Genomic DNA, 22,497 nt, shown 5'->3' with positions numbered 1-22,497 from the left:
AGAACCACCATCCACCACCGTTGCAAACATCGAGAGTCCGACCATGGAACCCTTTGTCTTCATTCCCCTCGTGCTCACGCTGGCGCCGGTTTTGATCGTCCTGATCATGCTGCGGTACCGCTACCGGCAGACGCAGGCGCGCTACCGGATGCTGCTCCAGCTGGCCGACAAGGGTGTGGACCTGCCGCCGCAGTTGCTGGTGGAACCCCACGTGGCTTACTGCGAACGACGCCGCGCTCTGGTGCTGATCAGTGGGGGTCTGGGCTGGATGGCGATGCTGCTGGCCTTGCCGGGCCAGCTCGACAACGGTCACAGCATCGCCAGCCTGTGGGGACTGGGCCTGTTGCCGCTGATGACGGGCCTGGGCTATCTCGCCAGCTGGTGGCTGAACCGGGGTGGGGAAGTGCGTGGCTGACAGCGCCGCGGAGGCTCGCATCGACCGGGCGTTGGTGGCCCGGGCGCTGCTGGGCAACGACAGCCGCGCGTTCGAGCAGCTGCTGCGCCGTCACCAGGGCATGGTGCGCGCCCAGTTGCGGCGGCTGCTGCGCGGAGACGAGGCGATGGCCGACGACCTGGCGCAAGAGGCTTTCCTGCTGGCCTGGCGGAAGCTGGACCAATTTCGCGGCGACGCGCGTTTCTCCACGTGGCTGTACCGCATCGCTTATTCCTGTTTCCTGCAGGCATGCCGCAAGTCCGTGGTTGCCGGCGACGCGGACGATGGCGAGGTCGATCGGCTGCCGGCGATGTCGCGCTCGATCGATCTGCAGCTGGATCTCGAGCGGGCCATGCAACGCCTGTCCACCGCAGAGCAGGCGGTACTGCTGCACTGCGTGCAGCTGGGCCTGAGTCATGACGAGGCGGCCTACGTGCTGGGAATGCCGCTCGGTACGGTGAAAACCCATGCAACCCGTGGCAAGGCAAAACTGAAGAATTGGCTGGCCGCCTGGCGTCCGGTTCCCGACGAGGAGCGAACATCATGAATGCGTCGCATGACGAAGCGATCGAGGCGCTGTTGCGCCGGCAGTTCGATGGCCCGGTAGCTGACGACGGATTTTCCGGGCGCGTGATGCAGCAATTGCCATCACGTCGTCGTACCGCCTGGCCGCTGTGGACAGGCGTCCTGGCAGGTGCGGGGGCGAGCTGGTTCAGCCTGCAGTTCTCGCCATGGCTCTTCGCCGGCTGGCAGGACTGGGTGGATGGCGAGCTGTCAGTACCCGCGATCACCTTGCTGCTGACCGTGGCAGGCATGTCGCTGACGGCGGCATGGTGGGCCATGACGGAAGCCGATGGCCGCTGAATCGCTTCGGGATTTGGGATTCAGGATTCGCAAGAGCCAAAAGCATCGCCCGCCAGTGGGCTCCTACGGGTTGGTGGCGGGGTGGGCGTGCAGGGCGGCGATGCGTTGGGCGCGCGGCAGCTTCTTCCACGCCATTTCCAGTCGCAGCGCGTCGCCGTGGTTGGCGACCCATACCCAACCCAGCAGTTGCTTCGGCGGGTTGGCGCGGGTGAAGCGCGCGCCTTTGCCGGCGAGGTGCTTCGCGTAGCGCTGCGCTGGGTCGCGGGCGATGCCCGTGTAGACGCGGCCGTCGGCGCATTCGAGCAGGTAGACGGCCCAGGCGCCGTCGCTCATGGGCTCAAGCCCACTCGACCAGGCCCTCGGCCGCGCACACCTGCTTCCACGACGGTCGCGCCTTCAGACGCGTGGCCAGTGCCGCCAGCTGCGGCCATTCGGTGGCGGGCTTAGGCATGTTGCGCGACCAGCGCATCAGCATCAGCGCGTACAGGTCGACCAGGCTGAAGTCCGCGCCGAGCATGTACGGGCCGTGCGCGGCGAGGTGTGCGTCGATCTTCGACCAGCACTTCTCGATGCCGGCGCGCGCGGCCTGCTTGACCGTGTCGGCGCCCTCGGGCAGGTGGTCGCCGGGGTAGAACCACTGGCGGAACAGCGGCTGCAGGTTGTTGGCAAGGTACAGCATCCACTGCAGGTAGTCGGCGCGTCCGGTACTGCCCGGCGCCGGGGCCAGCGCGGCGTCGGGATGGCGTTCGGTCAGCAGCATCGCCAGCGCCGCGGCTTCGCTGTGCGGTACACCGTCGACCACCAGGGTCGGCACCACGCCGTTCGGGTTGATCGCCAGGTACGCGGCGCTGCGCTGTTCGCCCTTGTCGAGATCGACGCGCTGGAGTTCGTGCGGCGCGCCGATTTCCAGCAAGGCCAGGTGCACCAGCAGGTTGGCCGAGCCGGGGGCGTAGTAGAGCGTGTACATGCGTGGTTGTCCGTGAGGGGATCCACGAATGATACGCCTGGGCGTTGCAGCAGGAGTGGGAGGAGATGAGCGAGAAGTGAGAGAAGGCAGGAGTGCGCCCGCTTTGGCGCTCTCCCCCTGCCACTCCACTCCACTCGCTCCTCTTCTCAGCCGTCCAGCTCCGACCAGCGCGCATACGCCGCATCCAGCTCCGCCTGCAGCGCCACCAGCGCCTCGTTTGCCTTGACGATGGCGGCGCTGTCCTGCTGGAAGAAGGCCGGTTCGTTCATCGCGGCGGTGCGTGCAGCGATGTCGCCTTCCAGTTGCTCGATGCGCTTCGGCAACTGTTCCAGTTCGTGCTGCTCCTTGAAGCTGCGCTTGCGCTTCGGCGCGGCCGCCGCGGCCGGTGCCGGTGACGGCGCGACAGGCTTGCCGGCGGTGGCCGTGCTGCGCGGCGCCGGCCGCTGGCGCAGCCAGTCGCTGTAGCCGCCCACGTATTCGCCGATGCGGCCTTCGCCTTCCAGCACCAGGGTGCTGGAGACCACGTTGTCGAGGAAGGCGCGGTCGTGCGAGACCAGCAGCAGGGTGCCCTGGTAGTCGGTCAGCAGTTCTTCCAGCAGTTCCAGCGTCTCGACGTCGAGGTCGTTGGTCGGTTCGTCCATCACCAGCAGGTTGGACGGCTGGGCGAACAGCTTGGCCAGCAGCAGGCGGTTGCGTTCGCCGCCGGACAGGCGGGTGATCGGCGCGCGCGCCCGCTCGGGCGAGAACAGGAAATCCTGCAGGTAGCCGATGATGTGCTTGCGCGATCCGTTGAGCTCGATGTATTCGCGGCCCTCGGCCACGTTGTCCAGCGCGTTGAGCTGGTCGTTGAGCTGCAGCCGGTGCTGGTCGAAGTAGGCGACCTGGATGCCGGTGCCCAGCTCCGCGCTGCCGCGCTGCGGCTTGAGCTCGCCCAGCATGATCTTCAGGAGCGTGCTCTTGCCGGCGCCATTCGGGCCGATGATGCCGATGCGGTCGCCGCGCATCACGGTGGTGGTGAGGTCGTCGATCAGCACGCGGCCGTCGTAGGCCTGGTGCACGTGCTTGAGCTCGATCACCTTCTTGCCGGAGGCCTGTGCGTTGGCCGCGGTCATCTTCACGTTGCCGCCCAGTTCGCGCCGTTGCGCGCGTTCCACGCGCAGCGCCTTCAGCGCGCGCACGCGACCCTCGTTGCGGGTGCGCCGGGCCTTGATGCCCTGGCGGATCCACACTTCCTCCTGCGCCAGCTTCTTGTCGAACAGCGCGTTCGCCTGTGCTTCGGCGTGCAGGCGTTCCTCGCGCCGGCGCAGGTAGTTGTCGTAGTCGCCGGGCCAGTCGGTGAGCGCACCGCGATCGATCTCGACGATACGCGTGGCCAGCGCGCGCAGGAAGCTGCGGTCGTGGGTGACGAACACGATGCTGCCCGAGAACTGCTTGAGGAAGCTTTCCAGCCAGCCGATCGCCTCGATGTCGAGGTGGTTGGTCGGCTCGTCCAGCAGCAGCACGTCCGGCTTGCGCACCAGCGCCTGGGCCAGCAGCACGCGCCGCTTCATGCCGCCGGACAGCGCGGCGAAGTCGGTCTCGCCGGGCAGTTCCAGCTGGGTCAGCACGTCGCCCACGCGGCGGTCCAGGTCCCAGCCGTGCTGCGCCTCGATCTGGTGCTGCACGTCGCCCAGCGCGTCGAAGTCGCCCTCGGCCAGCAGGTGGTGGTAGCGCGCCAGCAGGTGGCCGAGATCACCCAGTCCCTCGGCGACCACGTCGAACACGCTGCCTTCGGTGCCTTGCGGCACTTCCTGCGCCATCCGCGCGACCACCACGCCGTTCTGGATGCGCACCTCGCCGTCGTCGGCGTGCAGCTCGCCGGCGATCAGCTTCATCAGGGTGGATTTGCCTTCGCCGTTGCGACCGACGATGCAGACCCGCTCGTTCGCCTCGATCGAGAGATCGACATGTTCGAGCAGGAGCGGGCCGCCGATGCTGAAGTCGACGCGTTGCAGTTGGATCAGGGACATCCGCCCATTGTAGCGGCAGCAATGCCGTGGTCCGCGTGGTCATCCAAAAGAAACGGGCCGCGCGAGGCGGCCCGTTTCGTCGGCTGCGCGGTGTTCGCGCGCCATTGCCTTCCCTTACAGCTTCGCATCCTTGCGCAGCGCCTCGGCGCGGTCGGTCTTCTCCCACGAGAACGCGGTGAAGGCCTTGCCGCTGGCGTCCTTCAGCTGCACCGGGGTGCGGCCGAAGTGGCCGTAGCTGGCGGTCTGCTGGTACATCGGGTGGATCAGGTCGAGCATCTGCAAAATGCCGTACGGGCGCAGGTCGAAGTGCTTGCGGATCAGCTTCTCGATCTTGTCGTCGCTGATCCTGCCGGTGCCGAAGGTGGTGACCGAGATCGAGGTCGGGTGCGCCACGCCGATTGCGTAGCTGACCTGCACCTCGCAGCGGTCGGCGATGCCGGCAGCCACGATGTTCTTGGCCACGTAGCGCGCGGCGTAGGCGGCCGAACGATCGACCTTGGACGGATCCTTGCCCGAGAACGCGCCGCCGCCATGGCGGGCCCAGCCGCCGTAGGTGTCCACGATGATCTTGCGGCCGGTCAGGCCGCAGTCGCCCACCGGGCCGCCGATCTCGAACTTGCCGGTCGGGTTGATGTGGAACTTGGTGCCCTTGTGCAGCCACTTGGCGGGCAGCACCGGCTTGAGGATGGTCTCGCGCACGGCCTCGATCAGGTCCTTCTGCTTGACGCCCGGATCGTGCTGGGTCGACAGTACTACCGCGTCGATCGCCACGGCCTTGCCGTTCTCGTAGCGCAGGGTGACCTGGCTCTTCGCGTCCGGGCGCAGCCACGGCAGTGGCGAGTTCTTCTGCTTGCGCACCTTGGCCTGCTGCTCGACCAGGCGATGCGAGAAATGGATCGCCGCCGGCATGAAGGTCTTGGTCTCGTTGGTGGCGTAGCCGAACATCAGGCCCTGGTCGCCCGCGCCCTGGTCTTCCGGCTTCTTGCGGTCCACGCCCTGGTTGATGTCGGGCGACTGCTTGCCGATCAGGTTCAGCACGCCGCAGGTGGCGCCGTCGAAACCGACGTCGGACGAGTTGTAGCCGATGTCCAGGATCACCTTGCGGGTGATCGCCTCGAGATCGATCCAGGCGCTGGTGGTGATTTCGCCGGCGACGATCGCCACGCCGGTCTTGACCATGGTTTCGCAGGCCACGCGGGCGCGCGGGTCCTGGGCGATGATCGCGTCGAGCACGGCGTCGGAGATCTGGTCGGCGACCTTGTCCGGATGGCCTTCGGAGACCGATTCGGAGGTGAACAGGTAGTTGGACATCGCGGTTTATATCCCTTTGTACGGATAGAAAGATAAAAGAGGTCGGGCATGATACATCGACCACTTCGACTTTGCAGCTTCCCCGCCCGGGAGCCCGCGGCGGGGGTAGGTACTCGTTCAGCCGTCTGGACGGCCGAACGGGCGGGCGTCGCGCGTCGGGCCGTTCATTGGCCGGTCGCGCCGAAAGCCTTGTCCAGCCGCTGCGGCCAGTCCGGCGCGTTGATCCTCTGCAGCAGCGAGGTGTCGATCGGTTCGCGCAGCCGGCTGCCGGTGGGCAGGGCGAAAGCATAGTCCTGTCGTTCCAGCAGCAGGGGCAACACCTCCAGCTGGCCGCGATAGTGCCAGCGGATGTCCCAGCGCAGCAGCGGCTCGTCGTAGACCACCGCATCGACGCGACCGGCAGCCAGCTCGACCAGCGCGGCATCGACGTCGCGGGCCCTGGCGTAGGAGAGCTGCTGTCGGTCGAGCCAGGCGGCGCTGGTGCTGTCCGGCACGCTGGCGATGCGCATGCCGCCCAGGTCGGTGGCGCTGCGGATGCGCTCGCTGAGCTGACCGACAGTCAGCGCGCTGGTGATCGCCGCGGTGAAGAACGACACGATGAGCAGCGCGGCCAGCATCCACACCAGGCCGATGATGCGTCCGCCGACCGTGCGCGGCGCGGCGTCGCCGTAGCCGACCGTGGTCATGGTCACCATCGCCCACCAGAAGCCGGAGAAAATGCCCTGGCTGCGGCTGCCGCCGAATTGCTCCGGGTTGCGCTTGTGTTCGAGCAGCCAGACCAGGAAGCCGACCACCAGCAACAGCAGCGCCAGCGAGCCGATCACCTTGAGGAAGGCCGGCGACACCAGTGCCTGCGCCACCGCCAGCCAACCGGCGGTCTGCCCGCCGCGCACCGCCACGGCCAGGCCGGAGCTGGTGAGCGGGTGGGCGAAATCCATGCGCTGCTCGCGCGCGGCGGTGGCGGTGATCGCGCCCAGCGCCACATCCACCTTGCTGTCGCTGACGGCCTGCAGCAGGCCGTCCAGATCATAGGGCTGGTAGACGTATTTCCAGCCGTGGTCGGCGGCGATCTCCTGCCACAGGTCGATCGCCAGACCGCTGTAGTGGCCGTGATCCTCGATCACGAACGGCGGCGCCACTTTCACCCCGACAAGCAGCGGCTGGTTCGCGCGCTTGAGCTCGGTCGCCGGCGTCACCGTTGCGGCGGTGCCGGCGGCGATCGGGTAGACCTTGGCGGTCTGACCGGCGGCGTGGACTCCGCTGGCGGGCATCAGCGCCAGCAGGGAGAGCAGGCACAGCGGCCACAGGCGCTTTCTCATCGGTACTCCTCGGACGTCCGGATGCGGGCACGGCAATCCCGAGCCTAACGCAGGCATGGCCTGCGTGTCGTGACGGAGTGGTTCGACGCGGCGGCTGTCATGCCGTTGTCGCACCCGGGCAATCGTGGTGCCGCGGAAGCTCCGCAAGCTGGCGACAGGCCAACGCGAGGGTCGCGACATGCAAACCATCGAGCAGCGTCTGCGGCAGCGCTATCCGCACTGGTTCCTTGGCCGGCGCGGGCGTTTCGCGGCAACCTTGCTGCAGCGGTGGGTGCGCTGGTCGGGTCTCGACCGGGTCGACGCGTTCCATGCCGGGCATGCGCACCTGCGCGGGCTGGCTTTCATCGAGGCCGCCTTGCGCGAACTGGATCCGCGCCACGAGGTCGACGCCGCCGCGCAGATGCGCATACCCGCGCAAGGTCCGCTGCTGGTGGTCGCCAATCATCCCTGTGGCGCACTCGATGCGCTGGCCCTGCTGGACATGGTGGGACGCGTGCGGCGCGACGTGCGGGTGGTTGCCAACGAGGTGCTGGCGCTGGTGGAACCGCTGGCGGAACTGTTGCTGCCGGTGCGCGTGTTCGGCGGCGGCGCCAGCGTGGTCGAGCTGCGCCGGGTCGAGCGTGCCTTGCGCCGGGGTGAATGCGTGATCGTGTTTCCCGCCGGCGAAGTGTCGCGGCTGGGCCTGCGCGGCGTGCGCGACGGGCGCTGGCGTGCCGGCTTCCTGCGTTTTGCGCGGCGCGCGTCGGCACCCGTGTTGCCGGTGCGTATCGAGGCGCGAAATTCCGCGCTGTTCTACGGCGTCTCGGCGCTGTGCCGGCCGGCATCGGCCGCGCTGCTGGCGCGCGAGATGTTCATTCGCCACCGCCGCCCGCTGCGCCTGCACGTGGGCGAATTGCTGACGGTCGGCGAGAGTGAAGGCGAGCGCGCGGCCGTGCGGCGCGTCCGCCATGCGCTGGATGGCGCCGGCCGCGCCGGAGCGTCCGCACCGGTAGGCCCGTTGCCGCTGGCGCCTGCCATCGATGCGCGCGAACTGCGGCGCGCCGTCGAGGCCACCGAGCTGCTCGGCGCCACCAGTGATGGCAAGCAGATCCGCCTGGCGCGTGATGCCGGCGGTTCGCCGCTGCTGCAGGAGATCGGCCGCCTGCGCGAGTTGACCTTCCGCCAGGTCGGCGAGGGCACCGGCTGCAGCCGCGACCTCGACCGCTACGATGCCAGCTACGACCACATCCTGGTGTGGGACGCGCAGGCCGGCCGCATCGCCGGCGCCTACCGCGTGATGCGCGGCGCCGAGGCGCTGGCCTGCGCCGGCCTGTACACCGCCTCGCTGTTTCGCTACGCCGACGCGGCCGTGCCGCGGCTGGCGGCGGGGATGGAACTGGGTCGCAGCTTCGTGGTGCCGGACTACTGGGGCAGCCGCAGCCTCGATTACCTGTGGCAGGGCATCGGCGCCTACCTGCAGCGCCATCCGGGCGTGCGCTACCTCTACGGCGCGGTGTCCATCAGCGCGGCGTTGCCGCGGCATGCCAGCGAACAGTTGGTCGGCTACTACCAGCGCTTCTACGGCAGCGAACTGGCACTGGCCAGCGCGCGCCGGCCGTTCGCCTTCGAGGCGCCGGCGCCGACCTTCGACGGCCTCGACATCGCCGCCGCGTTCGATGCGATGAAGGCCACGCTGGCCCGCCTCGGCACCTCGGTGCCGACGCTGTACAAGCAGTACACCGAACTGTGCGAACCCGGCGGCGCGCGCTTCCTCGCCTTCGGCGTGGATCCGGATTTCAGCGGTTCCATCGATGGCCTGATCGAGGTGGACCTGGAGCAGCTGCGCCCACGCAAGCGCCAGCGCTACCTGCAGCGCGAGCAGGCGGCGGCGTGAAACGCACGGCGCCCACTGGTGCCCGGCCTGCGGGTGCGCCGGCGCATGGTGCATGTCACCGCGGACGGCCGCCTGCCGGTGAGCCACCGCGACGACTACGACAACATCAACCAGTGCGGTGGCCAGCGGGAGCCCTTGGGCGACTGGATCGACTACCGCCTGCCGAGCTGCAAGCGGTGGCTGAATCTCGCGCGGCGCCGGCTCGACGGCATCCTCTGCGGGCATCCGTCGCGTGGCGCTGATCCAGCACGACGGCCTGGTCTGCGCGAGCGATGGCGACGGGGTGGAGAGCCTCTCCGTGCTGACGGAGGACGCGGACGGCGCGCTGCGCCTGCTCGGCCATCGCGGTGCGGTACGGGCCGAATTGCCGCCGCGGTTGCGCCTGGCGGCGCTGATGCCGCATCGGCTGGAAGCCGCCTGAAAAAAGACGCGCGAGCCGGCCCGGGCTCAGGCCGCCATGGCCAGGCCGTTCGCCAGCGCGGTGAAGTAATCGCGGGTAAGTCGCAGCTGTTCGCCGGCGCTTTCGGCGCGGTTGACCACCTGGCGGAACGCGGCGTTCTCGGCGCGGTCCTTCGCGTACCAGCCCAGGTGCTTGCGCGCGATGCGCACGCCGGCCTGCTCGCCGTAGAACGCGTACAGGTGTTCGAGGTGGCCGAGCAGGATCGCGGCGACCTCGGCCGGTTCCGGTTCGGGCAGCAGCTCGCCGCTGGCCAGATAGTGGGCGATCTCGCGGAAGATCCACGGTCGACCCTGCGCGCCGCGGCCGATCATCACCGCGTCGGCGCCGGTGGTGTCGAGCACCTGCTTCGCCTGCTGCGGCGTGCACACGTCGCCGTTGGCCAGCACCGGGATACGCACCGCGGCCTTCACCGCGGCGATGGTTTCGTACTCGGCCTCGCCTTCGTACTTGTCGGCGCGGGTACGGCCGTGCACGGCCAGCGCGGCGATACCGGCATCCTCGGCGATGCGGGCGATATTGAGTGCGTTGCGGTTGTCGCGGTTCCAGCCGGTGCGGATCTTCAGCGTCACCGGCACCTCCACCGCGTCGACCACCGCCTTCACGATGCGCGCCACCAGCGGCTCGTCCTGCAGCAGCGCCGAACCCGACCACACGTTGCACACCTTCTTCGCCGGGCAGCCCATGTTGATGTCGATCAGCTGCGCGCCGTTGGCGACGTTGAAGCGTGCCGCCTCGGCCAGCATCGCCGGGTCGTAGCCGGCGATCTGCACGCTGACCGGCTCCGGCTCGCCGGCGTGATCCATCCGGCGCAGCGACTTGCGCGTATGCCAAAGCTTCGGGTCGGCGTTGGTCATCTCCGACACGGCCAGCCCCGCGCCCAGCTGCTTGCACAGCAGGCGGAACGGCTTGTCGGTGACGCCCGCCATCGGTGCGAGCACCACCGGCGGGTCGATGAGGTAGGGGCCGATCTGCATCCGCGCATTGTACCGTCACGGGCGGCCGGCTCCCGCAGGAGCCCACTGGTGGGCGATGCTCTTGCTCCGGGTTCCGAAGAAAGGCATCACCCACCAGTGGGCTCCTGCAAAAATGGAGGCGTCACATCAACGCGTAACGCACCACGTGGAAGAACACCGGCGCGGCGAAGCTGACCGAGTCGAGCCGGTCCAGCATGCCGCCGTGGCCATCGATCAGCTGGCCCCAGTCCTTGGCGCCCAGGCTGCGCTTGACCGCCGACAGCGCCAGCCCGCCGAGGAAGCCGGCCACCACGATCAGCAGCGACATCCCGGCCGAACCCCACAACGAGAACGGCGTGATCCACCACAGGCCCGCGCCCACCGCCACGGCCGACAGCCCGCCGCCGACCAGCCCCTCGACCGTCTTGGACGGGCTCACCGACGGTGCCAGCTGGTGCCGCCCGAACAGCTTGCCGAACACGTACTGCAGCACGTCGCTGATCTGCACCACCAGCAGCAGGTACAGCAGCAGCAACAGGTTCTGCCCCTCGTAACCCGGCACGTGCAGCAGCAACAGCGCCGGCGCGTAGCTGATGCAGTAGACGGTGAGCATCAGGCCCCACTGGATCTTGGTGGTGCGCTCCAGGAACGATTCGGTGTCGCCGCCCAGCGCGGTGACCGCCGGCAGCAGCAGGAAGCCGTAGACCGGGATGCAGATCGCGAACAGCCCGTACCAGTCGATGCCGATCAGCCAGTACTGCAGCGGGATGGCGAGGTAGAAGCACAGCACCAGCGGCAGGTGGTCGCCGCGGCGGGCCGGCGTCAGCGTGAGGAACTCGCGCAGCGCGAAGAACGAGGCCAGCGCGAACAGCATCAGCGTGGCGACGCGTCCGAGCAGGAAGCACACGCACAGGATCGCCACCATCCACCACCAGGCGCCGATGCGTGCGTTCAAGTTGGCGATGACCTCGCGCGAGCTGTCGCTGCGCGCGCGCAGCGACAGTACCCAGCCGACCAGGCTGGCGACCAGCAGCAGCGCCAGCACGGCGCCCATCACGGTCCAGAACTTCTGTTGCAGGCTCATGCCAGTTCCACTACCGCCGCGTGGGCGCGTTGCAGGAAGCTTTCCTTGTCCTCGCCCTCGGCCAGCTGCAGTGCGCGGCCGAAGCGCACCATGCAGGTCAGCGGCACCGGCAGCAGGCTGCCCTTGGGCATCGCGCGGTGCAGCGTGTCCAGGTAGACCGCCACCAGTTCGGCCTGCGGGTGGCGCCGGGCCAGGTGGTAGAGGCCGGCCTTGAACGGCTGCGGCAGCGGATCGGGGCTGCGCGTGCCTTCGGGGAAGAGGATCAGCGAATCGCCTGCGGCCAGCGCCGCGCACAACGGTTCCAGCGGGTCGCCTTCGCGGCGCTCGCGGTCGCGCTCGATGTAGACGGCGCGGAAACCGTGCTCGGCGATGAAGCCGCGCAGGCCGCCCTTGCCCCAGTAGTCGCGCGCGGCGACCGGGCGCGTGCGCTGGCGCAGCAGCGGCGGCAACGCGGCCCACAGCGCCAGCGTGTCCAGGTGGCTGCTGTGGTTGGCGAAGTAGATGCGCTGCACCGGCTTCGGTTCGCAGCCCAGCCAGCGGCCGTGCGCTCCCACCAGCAGGCGCACCAGGCCGACCAGGAGGCGCGCGGTGATCATGCGCCGGCGCCTTTCAGCCGCGCGCCGATCGCGCGGGTGCGCGTCACGCAGGTCAGTGCCGAGCCGGCGGCGATGAGCGCCGCGGTGGCGAGCAGGATCGGCTGGCGCCACGCCGGCAGCAGCGCGGCCAGCACCAGCGCCACGCCGAGCAGCCACATGCGGTGCGGCTTGGCCATCGGTCCGCGAAAATCCTGCGCCTGGCCCAGCGCGCCGCCCAGTACGCGAATATAGGCGGTGAGCGCGGCCAGCAGGGCGGCCAGCCAGCCGAGCCAGGGCAGGGCGGTCGCGTAGCCCAGCGCCACCAGGAACAGCGAATCGGTCAGCCGGTCGGGCAGCTCGTTGTAGAGCGCGCCGGTCGCCGTGCCCTTGCCACCCTCGACGGCGACCATGCCGTCGAACAGGTTGCACAGCAGCCGCAGGCCGATGGCCAGCGCGCACAGCAGTGCACCGGCCGCGCCGGGCAGGGCCAGCAGCGCCCAGGCGCCGGCCAGCGCGAACAGCACGCTGAGCACGGAGATCTGGTTGGGCGTCAGCCGGCTGCGCGCCAGCATCGCGGCGCTGCGTTGCGCCCAGCCGCTGCCGCGCACGGCGATGGGTCGTCGATTGGCGTCCTGCATGGCGTGTCCCCCGTGTCCAGCGCGCATGCTAGCGCGGGGCGCCCCGCCACCGGTATCGGCCTCAGCCGCGCCGTTTCGTGCGCGCGCGCCAGAACAGGAAGCCGGTCACCAGGAAGCATGCCGGCAGCACGCCGGTCGCGGTCACCGCGATCCGCCATGCGCGGCCGCCGACGCCGGCGGAGTGCAGCGGATAGACCGCCTGGTTGATGCGCGTGCCGAGGCCGTCGGCAGTGGCGTCGTAGTGGCCCAGCACGGTGGCGGTCCAGGGGTCGAGCCAGATCGTGCTGCGTCCGACCTGGTGCCATTCGCCCCGTGCCTGCGCGCGAATCGATACCTGGCCGTTGCCTGCCTGCGGCAGCGCCACGCGGTGCAGGGCGGCGCCGGGCAGGGCGCGTTGCGCCGCATCCAGCACCTCGGCCCAGTCGATCGGCGCATTGCGCCAGGCGATGGCTGCCGGCCGCGGTGGGGGCGGCGGGTCGGCGAACACGGCGCGCAGCAATCGGCCGGTGCCGGTGCCGTAGATCATCAGCGTGCCGGTGAGGCTGACCAGCACGAGCAACGGCCAGGTCAGCACGCCCATGCTGCGATGCCAGCTCAGCCAGCGCCGCGTGGGTGGCTGCGCATGCGGGCGCAGGCTCGCGCCGAGGTTGCGGCGGCCGGGCCACCACAGCAGCGGCCCGGATACCAGCAGGAACAACGCCAGCCAACCCAGCACGCCCAGCACTTCCTCGCCGGTTTCGCCGGCAAGCAGGTGCAGGTGCCAGTCGTACAGCAACGCCAGCACATCACCGTCCGGCGGGCGCGTCAGCAGCAGGTCGCCGCTGGCCGGATCGAGATAGCGCCGGGTACCGTCGGCGAAATACAGCTGCCAGACCGGCAGCCCGGCCAGCGGCAGGTCGGCCGCACGCAGGCCTTGCGCCGGCCATTGCTCAGTGATGCGCGCCAGCACCGCCGCGCGCTGCGCCGCATCGGGCAGCGCGTGCCCGGCCAGTTGCGGGTAGGCGGCGCGCAGCCACGGTTTCTGCCACGCCAGCGCGCTGCCGCTGAGCGCGATCAGCGCATACGCCAGGCCCACGCTGAGGCCGAGCCACAGGTGCAGTCGCTGCAGCCACTGGCGCGGCCGCCCCCGCAGGCGCCAGGGCTTGGCCGTGACCGTGGCGTCGGCCTGGATCAAAACGCCTGCTGCCATGTCAGCGAAACCACGCGGCCGCGGCCGGCGTAGTACGAGTCGTCATCGCCGACGGTCTGCGAGACATAGTTGATGTACTGCTTGTTGGCGAGGTTCTGCACGCCCAGCGTCCAGTCGCCGGCGCTGCCGGTGTGCCACTTCACGTAGGCGTCGGCGGTGCCGTAGCCGTCGAAATGCGCCGTGCGCTGCCCCAGCGTGCTGAAGTCGCGGCTGTACAGGTGGCTCAGTTGCAGGTAGCTCGACCAGGCGTCGTTCCAGCGCTGCGTCCACGACAGGTTGAGCCGGTTGGGCGCGATGTTGGCGCCGTCCAGGTCCGAGTCGATCCGGCCGTCGCCGTTGCGGTCTGAGCGGCCGCGGTTGATCGCGAAGGAGGCGTCCAGCCGGGTGCCGTCCAGCGGCTGCCAGTTCGCGCGCGCTTCCCAGCCGCTGATGGACACGCGCTGGCGCATCACGTTGTAGACCTGGTTGGGTGCATCGAACACCAGTACCGAGCCCAGCCGCGAGCGCGAGACGTAGTAGCTCAGTCGCGCGCCCGCGCGTTCGCCGAGGTACTCCACGCCTGCCTCGCGGTTGTCCGAGACCACCGGTTTCAGGTCGAGGAAGTCGGCCACGCTCTGGCCGGGCTGGTTGATCGCGCGCAGCACGCGGCCGACGTCGGGCAGGGTGTAGCCCTCGGCGTAGCTGGCGAACAGGTTGAGCTGGCCGGTGAGGTACCAGACCGCGCCGAGGTTCGGCAGCGTCTTGCTGAAGCTGGGCGAGCCGCCCTGCACGGTGACGCCGTTGTAGGCGGCCAGGGTACGGAACGTGGATACGTCGAGCGTGCCGTGCTCGCGGCGCAGGCCGCCGGACAGCGACAGCGTGTGCAGCGGCCAGTATTCGGCCTGCAGAAACGGCGCCCAGCCGGTGTAGGTGCTGTCGGGTACCCAGTGGCGGCCGGTGTGGGTCAGTTCCTGGAAGGTGGTGTCGCGGTAGCCGTCGGCGCCGGCCAGCACGGTGAGCTTGTCGTCGAGCAGGCCGCGCCGTGCCCACGACAGGCGGGCGCCGTCCTTGGTCGAGACATTCTGTGACTGGTCGAACAGCAGGCCCGGGCCATAGTCCGGGTCCTGGAAGGTGCCGAACGTGCCGCCGCCGAACAGTTCGCGGTTCTTCTGGTGGTAGAGCTGGGCGCGCAGTTCGCCGCCGGCCAGCGCGGTGTCGCGGTAGTCGAGGCTGCTGGTCAGCACGCGGTTGCGCGGCGCGTCGCCGGGCTGCTTGCCGCGTACCGAGGTGGTCGGCAGGTCATTGGCCATGTCGCCGGGCACGGCGGTGTAGTCGCCGTGGCCCTTGAGGTCGAAGCGGTTGACGGTGAGCTGCAGGTGGCGCGTGTCGGTGAAGTCGTAGCCGAGCTTGAGGAAGCCGTCGGTGCTCGTCGAATCCATCAGGTCGCCCTGGGTGCCGTCGACGCCGATCAGCCGCCCCTTCGCGTCGGAGTACATGCCGCGCTGGCGCCATGCCGCACCCGCGACCAGCTCGAACGCGCCGCTGCGCGCGGCGAGCAGGTAGGAGGCGCCGTAGCCCAGGCCGTCGCCGCCGCGGGTCGGCGCGCTGGCGTTGGCGGTGACTTCCTGGCGCACGCCATCGCGTTTCGGCGCGCGCCTGGTGATGATGTTGATGATGCCGCCGGCGGCGCCCAGGCCCTGCATCGCGTTGGATCCCTCGACGATCTCGATGCGCTCGATCATCGCCGGGTCGATCGTGTAGGCATCGCGCGAGCCGTTGCGCAGCGGGCTCGATTGCGGCACGCCGTCGATCATGTACAGCGGGTTGCGCCCGCGCAGGGTCTGCCCGCGCGAGCTGAGCTTCTGTGTCGAGGGCGCGAACGAGGGCAGCAAGGCGCCGATGGCGTCGGAGAGGTCCGGGTTGATCGCCAGCTGCTGGCGCAGGTCCTCGGCGGTGATCACCGTGATGGTGGTCGGCAGCGCGCCCTGGCTCTGCGGCATGCGCAGCGTGCTTTCGGAAACCTCGACGCGTTCGAGCGTGACCGCCGAGATCTGGTCGGCGGCCTGGGCGGTACCGGCGAGGGCAAGGGCGAGCAACGGGACGAGTGGGCGAACGGCAAGGGACATGGGACCTCCGGAATAGGGAGGCGCATGTTAAATGAAAATGATTCGCAATAACAATTGCCGACGCCCGCGGACCACTCAGTGCGTGGGCACGACCCGTTGCGCGGCGGCGCGGTCGTGCCGGTGCTTGAACAGCGGCACGAACAGCAGCGCCATCACCAGCGAGTAGCCGGCGAAGGCCAGCCAGATGTCCCGCCAGTCCTTGCAGATCAGCAATGCGTCGTTGCAGGTGTGATCGGTGAAGACGTGGTCGATGGCAAAACCGGCGATCAGGCTGCCCAGCACCGCGCCCACGCCGTTGGTCATCAGCATGAACAGGCCCTGCGCGCTGGCGCGGATCTTCGGGTCGGCCTGGCTCTCCACGAACAGCGAACCGGAGATGTTGAAGAAGTCGAACGCCATGCCGTAGATGATGCACGAGAGCACGATCATCCACAGGCCGCCGGCCGGGTCGCCGAACGCGAACAGGCCGAAGCGCAGCACCCAGGCCAGCATGCTCATCGTCATCACCGCCTTGATGCCGAAGCGCTTCAGGAAGAACGGGATGGTCAGGATGAACGCGGTTTCGGAGAACTGCGAGATCGAGATGATGATCGTCGAGTACTTCACCGCCAGCAGGTTGGCGTACGCGGGCACCTTGACGAAGTCGCTGAGGAAGGCGTCGCCATAGGCGTTGGTCAGCTGCAGCGCCGCGCCCAGCAGCATGGCGAAGATGAAGAACACCGCCATGTTGCGGTTCTTGAACAGCGTGAACGAGGTCAGCCCCAGCCGATCGGCGAGGCCGCGGCCTGCCGCGCCGCGCAGTCGCGGCGGGCACTTGGGCAGGGTGAACGCATACAGGCCCAGCAGCAGCGAGGCGGCCGCGGCCACGTGGAACTGCGCGGGCGAGGCCTTGAAACCGAGCAGGCTGGTGGTCCAGGTCGCGGCAATGAAACCGATCGTGCCCCACACCCGGATCGGCGGGTAGGTGTTCACCACGTCCAGGCCATCCTGCTTGAGCGCGTTGTAGGCCACCGTGATCGCCAGCGAGATGGTCGGCATGTAGAAGCACATGTTCAGCAGCATCACCCAGAACATCTGCTCCGGACCCCGCACATGCGGGATCGAGAACAACACCACCGCGCCGCAGATCTGCAACATGCCGTACAGGCGCTCGGCGTTGATCCACTTGTCGGCCACGATGCCGACCAGCGAGGGCATGAACAGCGAGGCGATGCCCATGGTCGAGAAGATCGCGCCGAAGCTGGTACCCGACCAGTGCTGGGTCTGGAACCACCAGGTGCCGATGGTCAGCAGCCACGCGCCCCAGATGTAGTACTGGAAAAAATTGAGTACGGTGAGGCGGAGCTTGAGGCTCATGGACGAGGGTTCCCCTGCAAGGCCGGGGCCGGCCCCGTGACCACGCTATCGTAGCGGCGCAGGTTAGACGACGCTGCCGCCAAGCGGCAAGGTGCAATGCGGCAGCTCAATCCTTGTCGGCCAGCGCCGCGGCCACGCGCTCGCGCAGTACCGGCAGCAACTCGGCCTCGAACCACGGGTGGTGCATCACCCATGGCCGGTTGCGCGGGCTCGGGTGCGGCAGCGGCAGCACGCCGCGGGCCAGATGCGTGCGCCAGTTGCGCACGGTGTCGGTCAACGTGGCGTCGCGCGCGTCGCCGAGCATGCCCACCTGCGCGTACTGCCCGATGGCCAGCGTCAGTTGCACGCCGGTGAGCAGCGAGAACAGGCGTGGATGCCAGATCGCCGCACACGCCGGCCGCGGCGGCAGGTCGCCGCTCTTGCCCTTGCCCGGGAAACAGAAATCCATCGGCACGATCGCCACGCGCTCGGCGTCGTAGAAGGTGGCGCGATCGATCCGCAGCCAGTCGCGCAGGCGCTCGCCGCTGACGTCGTCGAAGGGGATGCCACTCTCCTCCACCTTGCGCCCCGGCGCCTGGCTGACGATCAGCAGCCGCGAGCGCGTCGATGCCTGCAGCACCGGCCGTCGTCCCGGCGGCTGCTGCATCGCGCAGGTATGCCCGCAGCGGATCTCCGCCAGCAAGGCATCCATGGCCTGTGACTGTCGCGCCGGGTCCACCTTCATTCTTTTCTCCATTGCCTGTTCCCCGCCCTCAAACCACCTTGCCGGGGTTGAGGATGCCGTCCGGATCGAACGCGGCCTTGACCGCGCGCATCAGTGCGATGGTCGACTCGCCCAGCACCAGCGGCAGGTAGTCGCGTTTCACCACGCCGATGCCGTGTTCGCCCGACAGCGTGCCGCCCAGCGCGATCACCAGCGCGAACAGCTCGGGCAGCATCGCGTAGCCACGCTCGATTTCTTCCACGTCGCGCGGCAGCAGGTTCACGTGCAGGTTGCCGTTGCCGGCGTGGCCGAAGCACACCAGCGGCACCGCGTGCTTTGCCGCGAGCCCCTGTGCGCCGGCGACCAGTTCGGGCAGGCGGGTCACCGGCACCACCACGTCCTCGTTGATCTTGTGCTCGGTCACCGCGCGCTGGGCGAACGAGAGCGCCTTGCGCGCGGCCCACAGCGCGGCGTTGTCGCTGGCGTCGGCCGCGACGTCGAGCGCGAGCAGGCCTTCGCCGCGCGCCGCACGAGCCACTGCGTCCTGGGCAAAGCCCACGGTCTCCGTCGTGCCGTCGACCTCGATCAGCAGCAGCGCACCCGCTTCGGGCACGTCGGCATCCGGTGCGTGATCGCGGGCGAGTTTGAGCGCCAGCGCATCCATGAACTCCAGCGCCGCGGGCGTCACCGGCTGCGCCATGATGCGCGCCACCGCCTGCGCCGCGCTGGCCGTGTCGCGATAGGTGGCGCGCAGCGAGCGCACGGCGCCGGGCCGCGGCGTCAGTTTAAGCGTGGCCTCGGTGACGAGTGCCAGCGTGCCTTCCGAGCCGATGAGCAGGCGCGTCAGGTCGTAGCCGGTGGAATCCTTGGTGGTGTGCGTACCGGCGATGAAACCTTCGCCGGTGCCGGCCACTGCGCGCAGGCCCAGCACGTTGTCGCGGGTGGCGCCATATTTCAGCGCGCGCGGCCCGCCCGCATTGCAGGCGAGGTTGCCGCCCACGGTGCACCACGGCGCCGAGCCGGGATCGGGTGCCCAGAAGAATCCGTGCGGCGCCAGCGCCTGCTGCAGGGCTTCGTTGGTGACGCCCGGCTCGACCACCGCGAGACGATCATCCGGCGCGATGCGCACGATGCGGTCCATGCGCTGGAAATTCGCCACTACGCCACCGGCCAGCGGCACCGAGGCGCCGGTGGAACTGGTGCCGCCGCCGCGCGCGGTGAGCGGCACGCGATGTTCGCGGCAGGCGCGTACCAGCGACTCTACCTGCGCGTGCGTGGCGGGATAGACCACGACGTCAGGCCGATGCGCGTGGCGCGAGTGGTCGCGCGCCGCGAGGCGCAGGGCGTCGTCGCCGCTGTCCAGCGCGTCGCCGGGAAAGATCGCACGCAGGGTGTCGAGCAGGGGGACGGGCAGGGCCATGCCGCGATTATCGCACCGCGCCGGGTTCAGCCCGCCTCGAACGCGCCACGCAACCATTGCCGCTGCAGCGCGTCGACCGGGCCGTCGTAGCTGACCACGTCGAAGCGGCATGGCCGTCGCGCATGCTGCGGGTGGGCGGCCAGCCAGTGCTGCGCGGCGTGGATCAGCTTGGCCTGTTTGCCTGCGGTGACCGAGGCGGCGGCGTCGCCGTGGCTGGCGCTCTTGCGATAGCGCACTTCGACAAACACGACGGTGTCGCCGTCGCGCATCACCAGGTCCAGCTCGCCGTGGCGGGTGGTGTAGTTGCGCGCCAGCAGCTTCAGGCCGGCGCCTTCGAGCGCGACGCAGGCGCGCTGTTCGAAGTCGTCGCCGGCCGCTCGCATCAGCCGGCGGGGTTGCCGTCGGCGCTTGAGCTGGCCGGCGCCGGTTCGGCCGGCGGCGACGGCATCGTGTCGATCTGCAGGTTGCCGCTGAGCGGGCGCGCCACACCGTTCTCGAACTTCGCCCAGGTCAGCACGCGGCGGATGCGGCCGAATGGATCGGCCGCCAATTGTCCGGTGGCGCCAGGCATGTAGCTGCCCGGATGCGCCTTCAGCCAGTCGAGGTAGGGTACCAGCCCCCAGGCGTCCATGCCGAAGGCGAACAGGCGCGCGGCGCCGTCACGGGCAGCGGGCAGCTTCGCCGCGATCGCCGCACGGTCGGGCAGGCCGGGCTGCGCATCGAACAGCCACGGCGCATCGCAGAACTCGACGCCGTCGAGGTCGCGATTGGATGGCACGTCGTCGCCGCCGGCGTATACGTGCGAGGTGGCGAATACCGGCAGGCCGACCTGGGCGATGCGCAGTTGCGGCATCAGCAAGCGCGCCTGGTTGGGACGCATGCTGATGAAGATGCCGGTATCGCCGGCTCCCGCCGGCTCGGCGGCCGCATCAGCCGTACCCGCCGCGACTGGCGCGGCGCTGGTCGTGGGCAATTGCAGGTTCTTGATGGTGTCGGCGAAGCTGGAAGCACCGGTCGGCAGCACCGTCGTGGCGATCACCTCGCCACCGCGCGAGACCAGTTCCGCCTTGAAGGCGTCCGCCGCGCGTTGCGCGAAGTCGTCGCCGGAGATCATCACGTAGGCGCGCAGCAGGCCGCGCTCGGCCATGTGGTCGGCGACCTGCGCGCCCTCGGTTTCCGGCAGCAGGCCGAACTCGCTGGCGTTGCCGGCGGGCAGTTGACGGTCGTCCGGATGGTTCAGCGCCAGCACCGGCACCGGCAGTTGCGGCAGCGCGAACACCGCCGCGACTTCACCGCGAGTCAGCGGGCCGATCACCAGCCGGGCACCGTCGCGCACGGCCTGCTGGTAGGCCTGCACCGCACCGTCGGCGGTGCCGTGGCTGTTGTAGCTGCGCACCGTGGGACGCGGCGCGTGGTTGCGACCCGCATCGAAATACGCGGCGAAGAAGCCCTGGCGAATCGGCGTGCTGGCGGCGGCGTAGTCGCCGTCGGCCGGCAACAGCAGGGCGACCTGGGCCGGCACCTTGTAGCCTTCGCGCACGTTGGCGCCGGCTTCGGGCAGCAGCATGCCCACCGCTTGCTGCAACTCCGGCTGCGGCTGCGCCACGCTGACACCGAGCTGGCGCAAGGCCTCGCTGATCCACGGCAGCATGTGATCGCCGGGCTTCATCGCCGCGGCGCGGTGTTGCAGCGGCGCGATGCCAAGCTTGGCGAGCAGGTCCAGCGCCTGGCGCCGGTTCTGTGCCTGGTCGAAGCCTTGCAGCTCCGCATCCATCTGCACGCGGGTGCGGGCGGCACCCCACAGGTCGCCGGAATCCTTCATCGCACGCGCGCGCAATTCCAGCAGGCGCGTCTGCAGCGATGGCGGCACCGATACGTTCGGCTGGCTGGTCAGACGCAGGGCGGTGCGCGCGTCGTGCTGGTCGAGCGCCAGCTCCGCCCGCAGCAGGTCCAGGCGCAGCGGTTCGTCGCCGTTCAGCCGCTCGCGCCGGATCTTGCCCAACACCGGCGCGGCCTGTTCGATCCGGCCTTCCTGGCGCCACGCCTCGGCCGCCTGCAGGCGATAGCTGTCGGCGTGCGCGGACGATTGCGTGGCAAGCTGCAGCCAGGCCTGCGCGGCCTGGTCGAACTGGCCTTGCTGTGCCAGCGCGCTGGCGTGCTGGGCGGCGGCGATTTCCGCCGGTGAACGCACCGCACCGGTCGGCACGCACGCATTCAGTACGAGCGCGAACAGCAGGGTCGTGAGGATGACTCGCGCGAGGCGCATGAAGCGCATGGGAAGTCCCTTGGTCGTCATGGTCGTCAATGCGCGATGATAGCCGATCGTTCCGCCGGCCCATGGAGTGTCCGATGTCTCGTGTTCAACCCGGCTGCCTGTGGGTGGTGGCGACGCCGATCGGGCATCGCGACGACCTGTCCGCCCGCGCCATCGAGACACTGCGCACAGTGGCCTTGATCGCCGCCGAAGACACCCGCCACAGTCGCCCGCTGCTGCTCCACCACGGCATCGCCACGCCGCTGGTCGCGCTGCATGACCACAACGAGCGCGAGGTGGTCGACGCGCTGGTGGCGCGGCTGCAGGGCGGCGAGTCGGTGGCGCTGATTTCCGACGCCGGCACGCCATTGATTTCCGATCCGGGTTTCCGCCTGGTGCGCGCGGCACGCGCGGCAGGCATCCGCTGTGCGCCGGTACCAGGCGCCTGCGCGGCGATCGCCGCGCTGTCCGTCGCCGGGCTGCCCAGCGACCGTTTCGTGTTCGAGGGTTTCCTGCCGCCGAAGGCTGCCGCACGCCGCAGCCGACTGCAGGAACTGGCCGGCGAGCCGCGCACGATCATCTTCTACGAGTCCTCGCACCGCGTCGCCGAAAGCCTGGCCGACATGCGCGACGTGTTCGGCGCCGAACGCGAAGCCGTGCTGGCGCGCGAACTGACCAAGATGTTCGAGACCGTGCTGGACGAACCGCTGGCAGAACTGGCGGCGCGTGTGGCCGCCGATCCCGACCAGCAGCGCGGCGAGCATGTGATCGTGGTTGCCGGTCGTGGCGAGGAAGCCGACGCCAGGCTTGCCGAGGGCCAGCGCGTCTTCGCCATCCTGCGCGAGGAACTGCCGCCGGCCAGGGCCGCCAAGCTCGCCGCGGCGATCAGCGGCGCACCGCGCAAAGCGTTGTATGAATCGTGAGGCCGGATTCGTGCTTTGCCGGCGGCCGATCTCCCCTATCGCGGATCGCGGCCATTACAAT

Annotated in this window: 22 protein-coding genes; 6 read left to right on the top strand and 16 right to left on the bottom strand. The window is 69.4% G+C overall.

The genetic code is table 11. The features are described from left to right. Positions 1 to 43 precede the first annotated feature (43 nt). The 3 genes from B1991_RS08145 to B1991_RS08135 are packed head-to-tail and all read left to right on the top strand — an operon-like array spanning position 44 to position 1,297. Entirely contained in the window at positions 44 to 415 is a 372-nt protein-coding gene (locus tag B1991_RS08145; RefSeq protein ID WP_136258224.1) for a DUF6249 domain-containing protein, read from the top strand. Beyond that, complete coding sequence (locus B1991_RS08140; RefSeq protein WP_210772105.1) at positions 408 to 980, top strand: RNA polymerase sigma factor; 573 nt, start codon at positions 408 to 410, stop codon at positions 978 to 980. Before B1991_RS08145 ends, B1991_RS08140 begins: the two co-directional genes overlap by 8 nt. Then, positions 977 to 1,297, top strand: a complete 321-nt coding sequence (locus B1991_RS08135) for a DUF5056 domain-containing protein (RefSeq protein ID WP_136258223.1) — start codon at positions 977 to 979, stop codon at positions 1,295 to 1,297. The genes B1991_RS08140 and B1991_RS08135 overlap by 4 nt, the downstream gene beginning before the upstream one ends. 63 nt (positions 1,298 to 1,360) lie before the next feature. On the opposite strand, the gene B1991_RS08130 is transcribed toward B1991_RS08135, so the two are convergent. The 5 genes from B1991_RS08130 to B1991_RS08110 all read right to left on the bottom strand — a co-directional run bounded on the left by B1991_RS08130 (position 1,361) and on the right by B1991_RS08110 (position 6,903). Continuing rightward, entirely contained in the window at positions 1,361 to 1,630 is a 270-nt protein-coding gene (locus tag B1991_RS08130) for a GIY-YIG nuclease family protein (protein WP_136258222.1), read from the bottom strand. A 4-nt stretch (positions 1,631 to 1,634) separates the two neighbouring features. Beyond that, the gene (locus tag B1991_RS08125; protein ID WP_136258221.1) at positions 1,635 to 2,264 is read right to left on the bottom strand and encodes a glutathione S-transferase family protein; all 630 of its coding nucleotides are present in this window, start codon (positions 2,262 to 2,264) and stop codon (positions 1,635 to 1,637) included. Between the two features lie 146 nt (positions 2,265 to 2,410). Beyond that, positions 2,411 to 4,273 carry an ATP-binding cassette domain-containing protein gene (locus B1991_RS08120; protein ID WP_136258220.1) on the bottom strand — a complete coding sequence of 621 codons (1,863 nt, stop codon included), beginning with the start codon at positions 4,271 to 4,273 and terminating at the stop codon, positions 2,411 to 2,413. A 114-nt stretch (positions 4,274 to 4,387) separates the two neighbouring features. After that, positions 4,388 to 5,584 (bottom strand): methionine adenosyltransferase, encoded by a 1,197-nt coding sequence (gene metK / locus B1991_RS08115; RefSeq protein WP_136258219.1) that lies wholly within the window; start codon positions 5,582 to 5,584, stop codon positions 4,388 to 4,390. Between the two features lie 164 nt (positions 5,585 to 5,748). Next, the gene (locus B1991_RS08110) at positions 5,749 to 6,903 is read right to left on the bottom strand and encodes a transporter substrate-binding domain-containing protein (RefSeq protein ID WP_168709604.1); all 1,155 of its coding nucleotides are present in this window, start codon (positions 6,901 to 6,903) and stop codon (positions 5,749 to 5,751) included. Positions 6,904 to 7,081: 178 nt separating this feature from the next. Between B1991_RS08110 and olsF the strand changes: the two genes are divergently transcribed. Both olsF and B1991_RS08100 read left to right on the top strand, forming a co-directional pair. Then, positions 7,082 to 8,776, top strand: a complete 1,695-nt coding sequence (gene olsF / locus B1991_RS08105; protein ID WP_136258217.1) for a bifunctional ornithine lipid synthase OlsF — start codon at positions 7,082 to 7,084, stop codon at positions 8,774 to 8,776. Positions 8,777 to 9,008: 232 nt separating this feature from the next. Continuing rightward, on the top strand, positions 9,009 to 9,197 hold the full coding sequence (locus B1991_RS08100; RefSeq protein WP_136258216.1) for a hypothetical protein: 189 nt from the start codon (positions 9,009 to 9,011) through the stop codon (positions 9,195 to 9,197). Between the two features lie 26 nt (positions 9,198 to 9,223). Here the strand turns inward: B1991_RS08100 and dusB are convergent, their stop codons facing one another. From dusB to B1991_RS08045, 11 genes are all read right to left on the bottom strand, one after another. Then, positions 9,224 to 10,210: a tRNA dihydrouridine synthase DusB gene (dusB, locus tag B1991_RS08095; protein WP_136258215.1), complete on the bottom strand. Its 987-nt coding sequence runs from the start codon at positions 10,208 to 10,210 to the stop codon at positions 9,224 to 9,226. A 121-nt stretch (positions 10,211 to 10,331) separates the two neighbouring features. Next, entirely contained in the window at positions 10,332 to 11,273 is a 942-nt protein-coding gene (locus tag B1991_RS08090) for a phosphatidate cytidylyltransferase (RefSeq protein ID WP_136258214.1), read from the bottom strand. Beyond that, positions 11,270 to 11,866 carry a lysophospholipid acyltransferase family protein gene (locus B1991_RS08085; RefSeq protein WP_425466663.1) on the bottom strand — a complete coding sequence of 199 codons (597 nt, stop codon included), beginning with the start codon at positions 11,864 to 11,866 and terminating at the stop codon, positions 11,270 to 11,272. Before B1991_RS08085 ends, B1991_RS08090 begins: the two co-directional genes overlap by 4 nt. Then, the gene (locus tag B1991_RS08080; protein WP_136258212.1) at positions 11,866 to 12,486 is read right to left on the bottom strand and encodes a CDP-alcohol phosphatidyltransferase family protein; all 621 of its coding nucleotides are present in this window, start codon (positions 12,484 to 12,486) and stop codon (positions 11,866 to 11,868) included. The genes B1991_RS08085 and B1991_RS08080 overlap by 1 nt, the downstream gene beginning before the upstream one ends. 61 nt (positions 12,487 to 12,547) lie before the next feature. Then, positions 12,548 to 13,675 carry a PepSY-associated TM helix domain-containing protein gene (locus B1991_RS08075; protein WP_136258211.1) on the bottom strand — a complete coding sequence of 376 codons (1,128 nt, stop codon included), beginning with the start codon at positions 13,673 to 13,675 and terminating at the stop codon, positions 12,548 to 12,550. Next, entirely contained in the window at positions 13,657 to 15,780 is a 2,124-nt protein-coding gene (locus tag B1991_RS08070; RefSeq protein WP_136258210.1) for a TonB-dependent receptor, read from the bottom strand. The genes B1991_RS08075 and B1991_RS08070 overlap by 19 nt, the downstream gene beginning before the upstream one ends. Before the next feature lie 75 nt (positions 15,781 to 15,855). Then, on the bottom strand, positions 15,856 to 17,136 hold the full coding sequence (locus tag B1991_RS08065; RefSeq protein WP_136258209.1) for a nucleoside permease: 1,281 nt from the start codon (positions 17,134 to 17,136) through the stop codon (positions 15,856 to 15,858). Positions 17,137 to 17,242: 106 nt separating this feature from the next. After that, on the bottom strand, positions 17,243 to 17,860 hold the full coding sequence (locus B1991_RS08060; RefSeq protein ID WP_246031100.1) for a uracil-DNA glycosylase family protein: 618 nt from the start codon (positions 17,858 to 17,860) through the stop codon (positions 17,243 to 17,245). Between the two features lie 28 nt (positions 17,861 to 17,888). Continuing rightward, on the bottom strand, positions 17,889 to 19,259 hold the full coding sequence (locus B1991_RS08055) for an FAD-binding oxidoreductase (RefSeq protein WP_136258208.1): 1,371 nt from the start codon (positions 19,257 to 19,259) through the stop codon (positions 17,889 to 17,891). A 26-nt stretch (positions 19,260 to 19,285) separates the two neighbouring features. Beyond that, on the bottom strand, positions 19,286 to 19,642 hold the full coding sequence (locus B1991_RS08050; protein WP_136258207.1) for a YraN family protein: 357 nt from the start codon (positions 19,640 to 19,642) through the stop codon (positions 19,286 to 19,288). Continuing rightward, entirely contained in the window at positions 19,642 to 21,534 is a 1,893-nt protein-coding gene (locus B1991_RS08045; RefSeq protein ID WP_136258206.1) for a penicillin-binding protein activator, read from the bottom strand. Before B1991_RS08045 ends, B1991_RS08050 begins: the two co-directional genes overlap by 1 nt. Before the next feature lie 74 nt (positions 21,535 to 21,608). On the opposite strand from B1991_RS08045, the gene rsmI reads away from it, so the two are divergent. Next, positions 21,609 to 22,436, top strand: coding sequence for a 16S rRNA (cytidine(1402)-2'-O)-methyltransferase (gene rsmI, locus B1991_RS08040; RefSeq protein WP_136258205.1), 828 nt, complete (start codon positions 21,609 to 21,611; stop codon positions 22,434 to 22,436). Positions 22,437 to 22,497 lie beyond the last annotated feature (61 nt).

It is taken from the genome of Rhodanobacter lindaniclasticus, assembly GCF_004799035.1.
Classification (GTDB): Bacteria; Pseudomonadota; Gammaproteobacteria; order Xanthomonadales; family Rhodanobacteraceae; genus Rhodanobacter; species Rhodanobacter lindaniclasticus.
The sequence above is the reverse complement of the archived record's forward strand: the minus strand, read 5'-3'. Positions and strand labels throughout refer to the sequence as shown.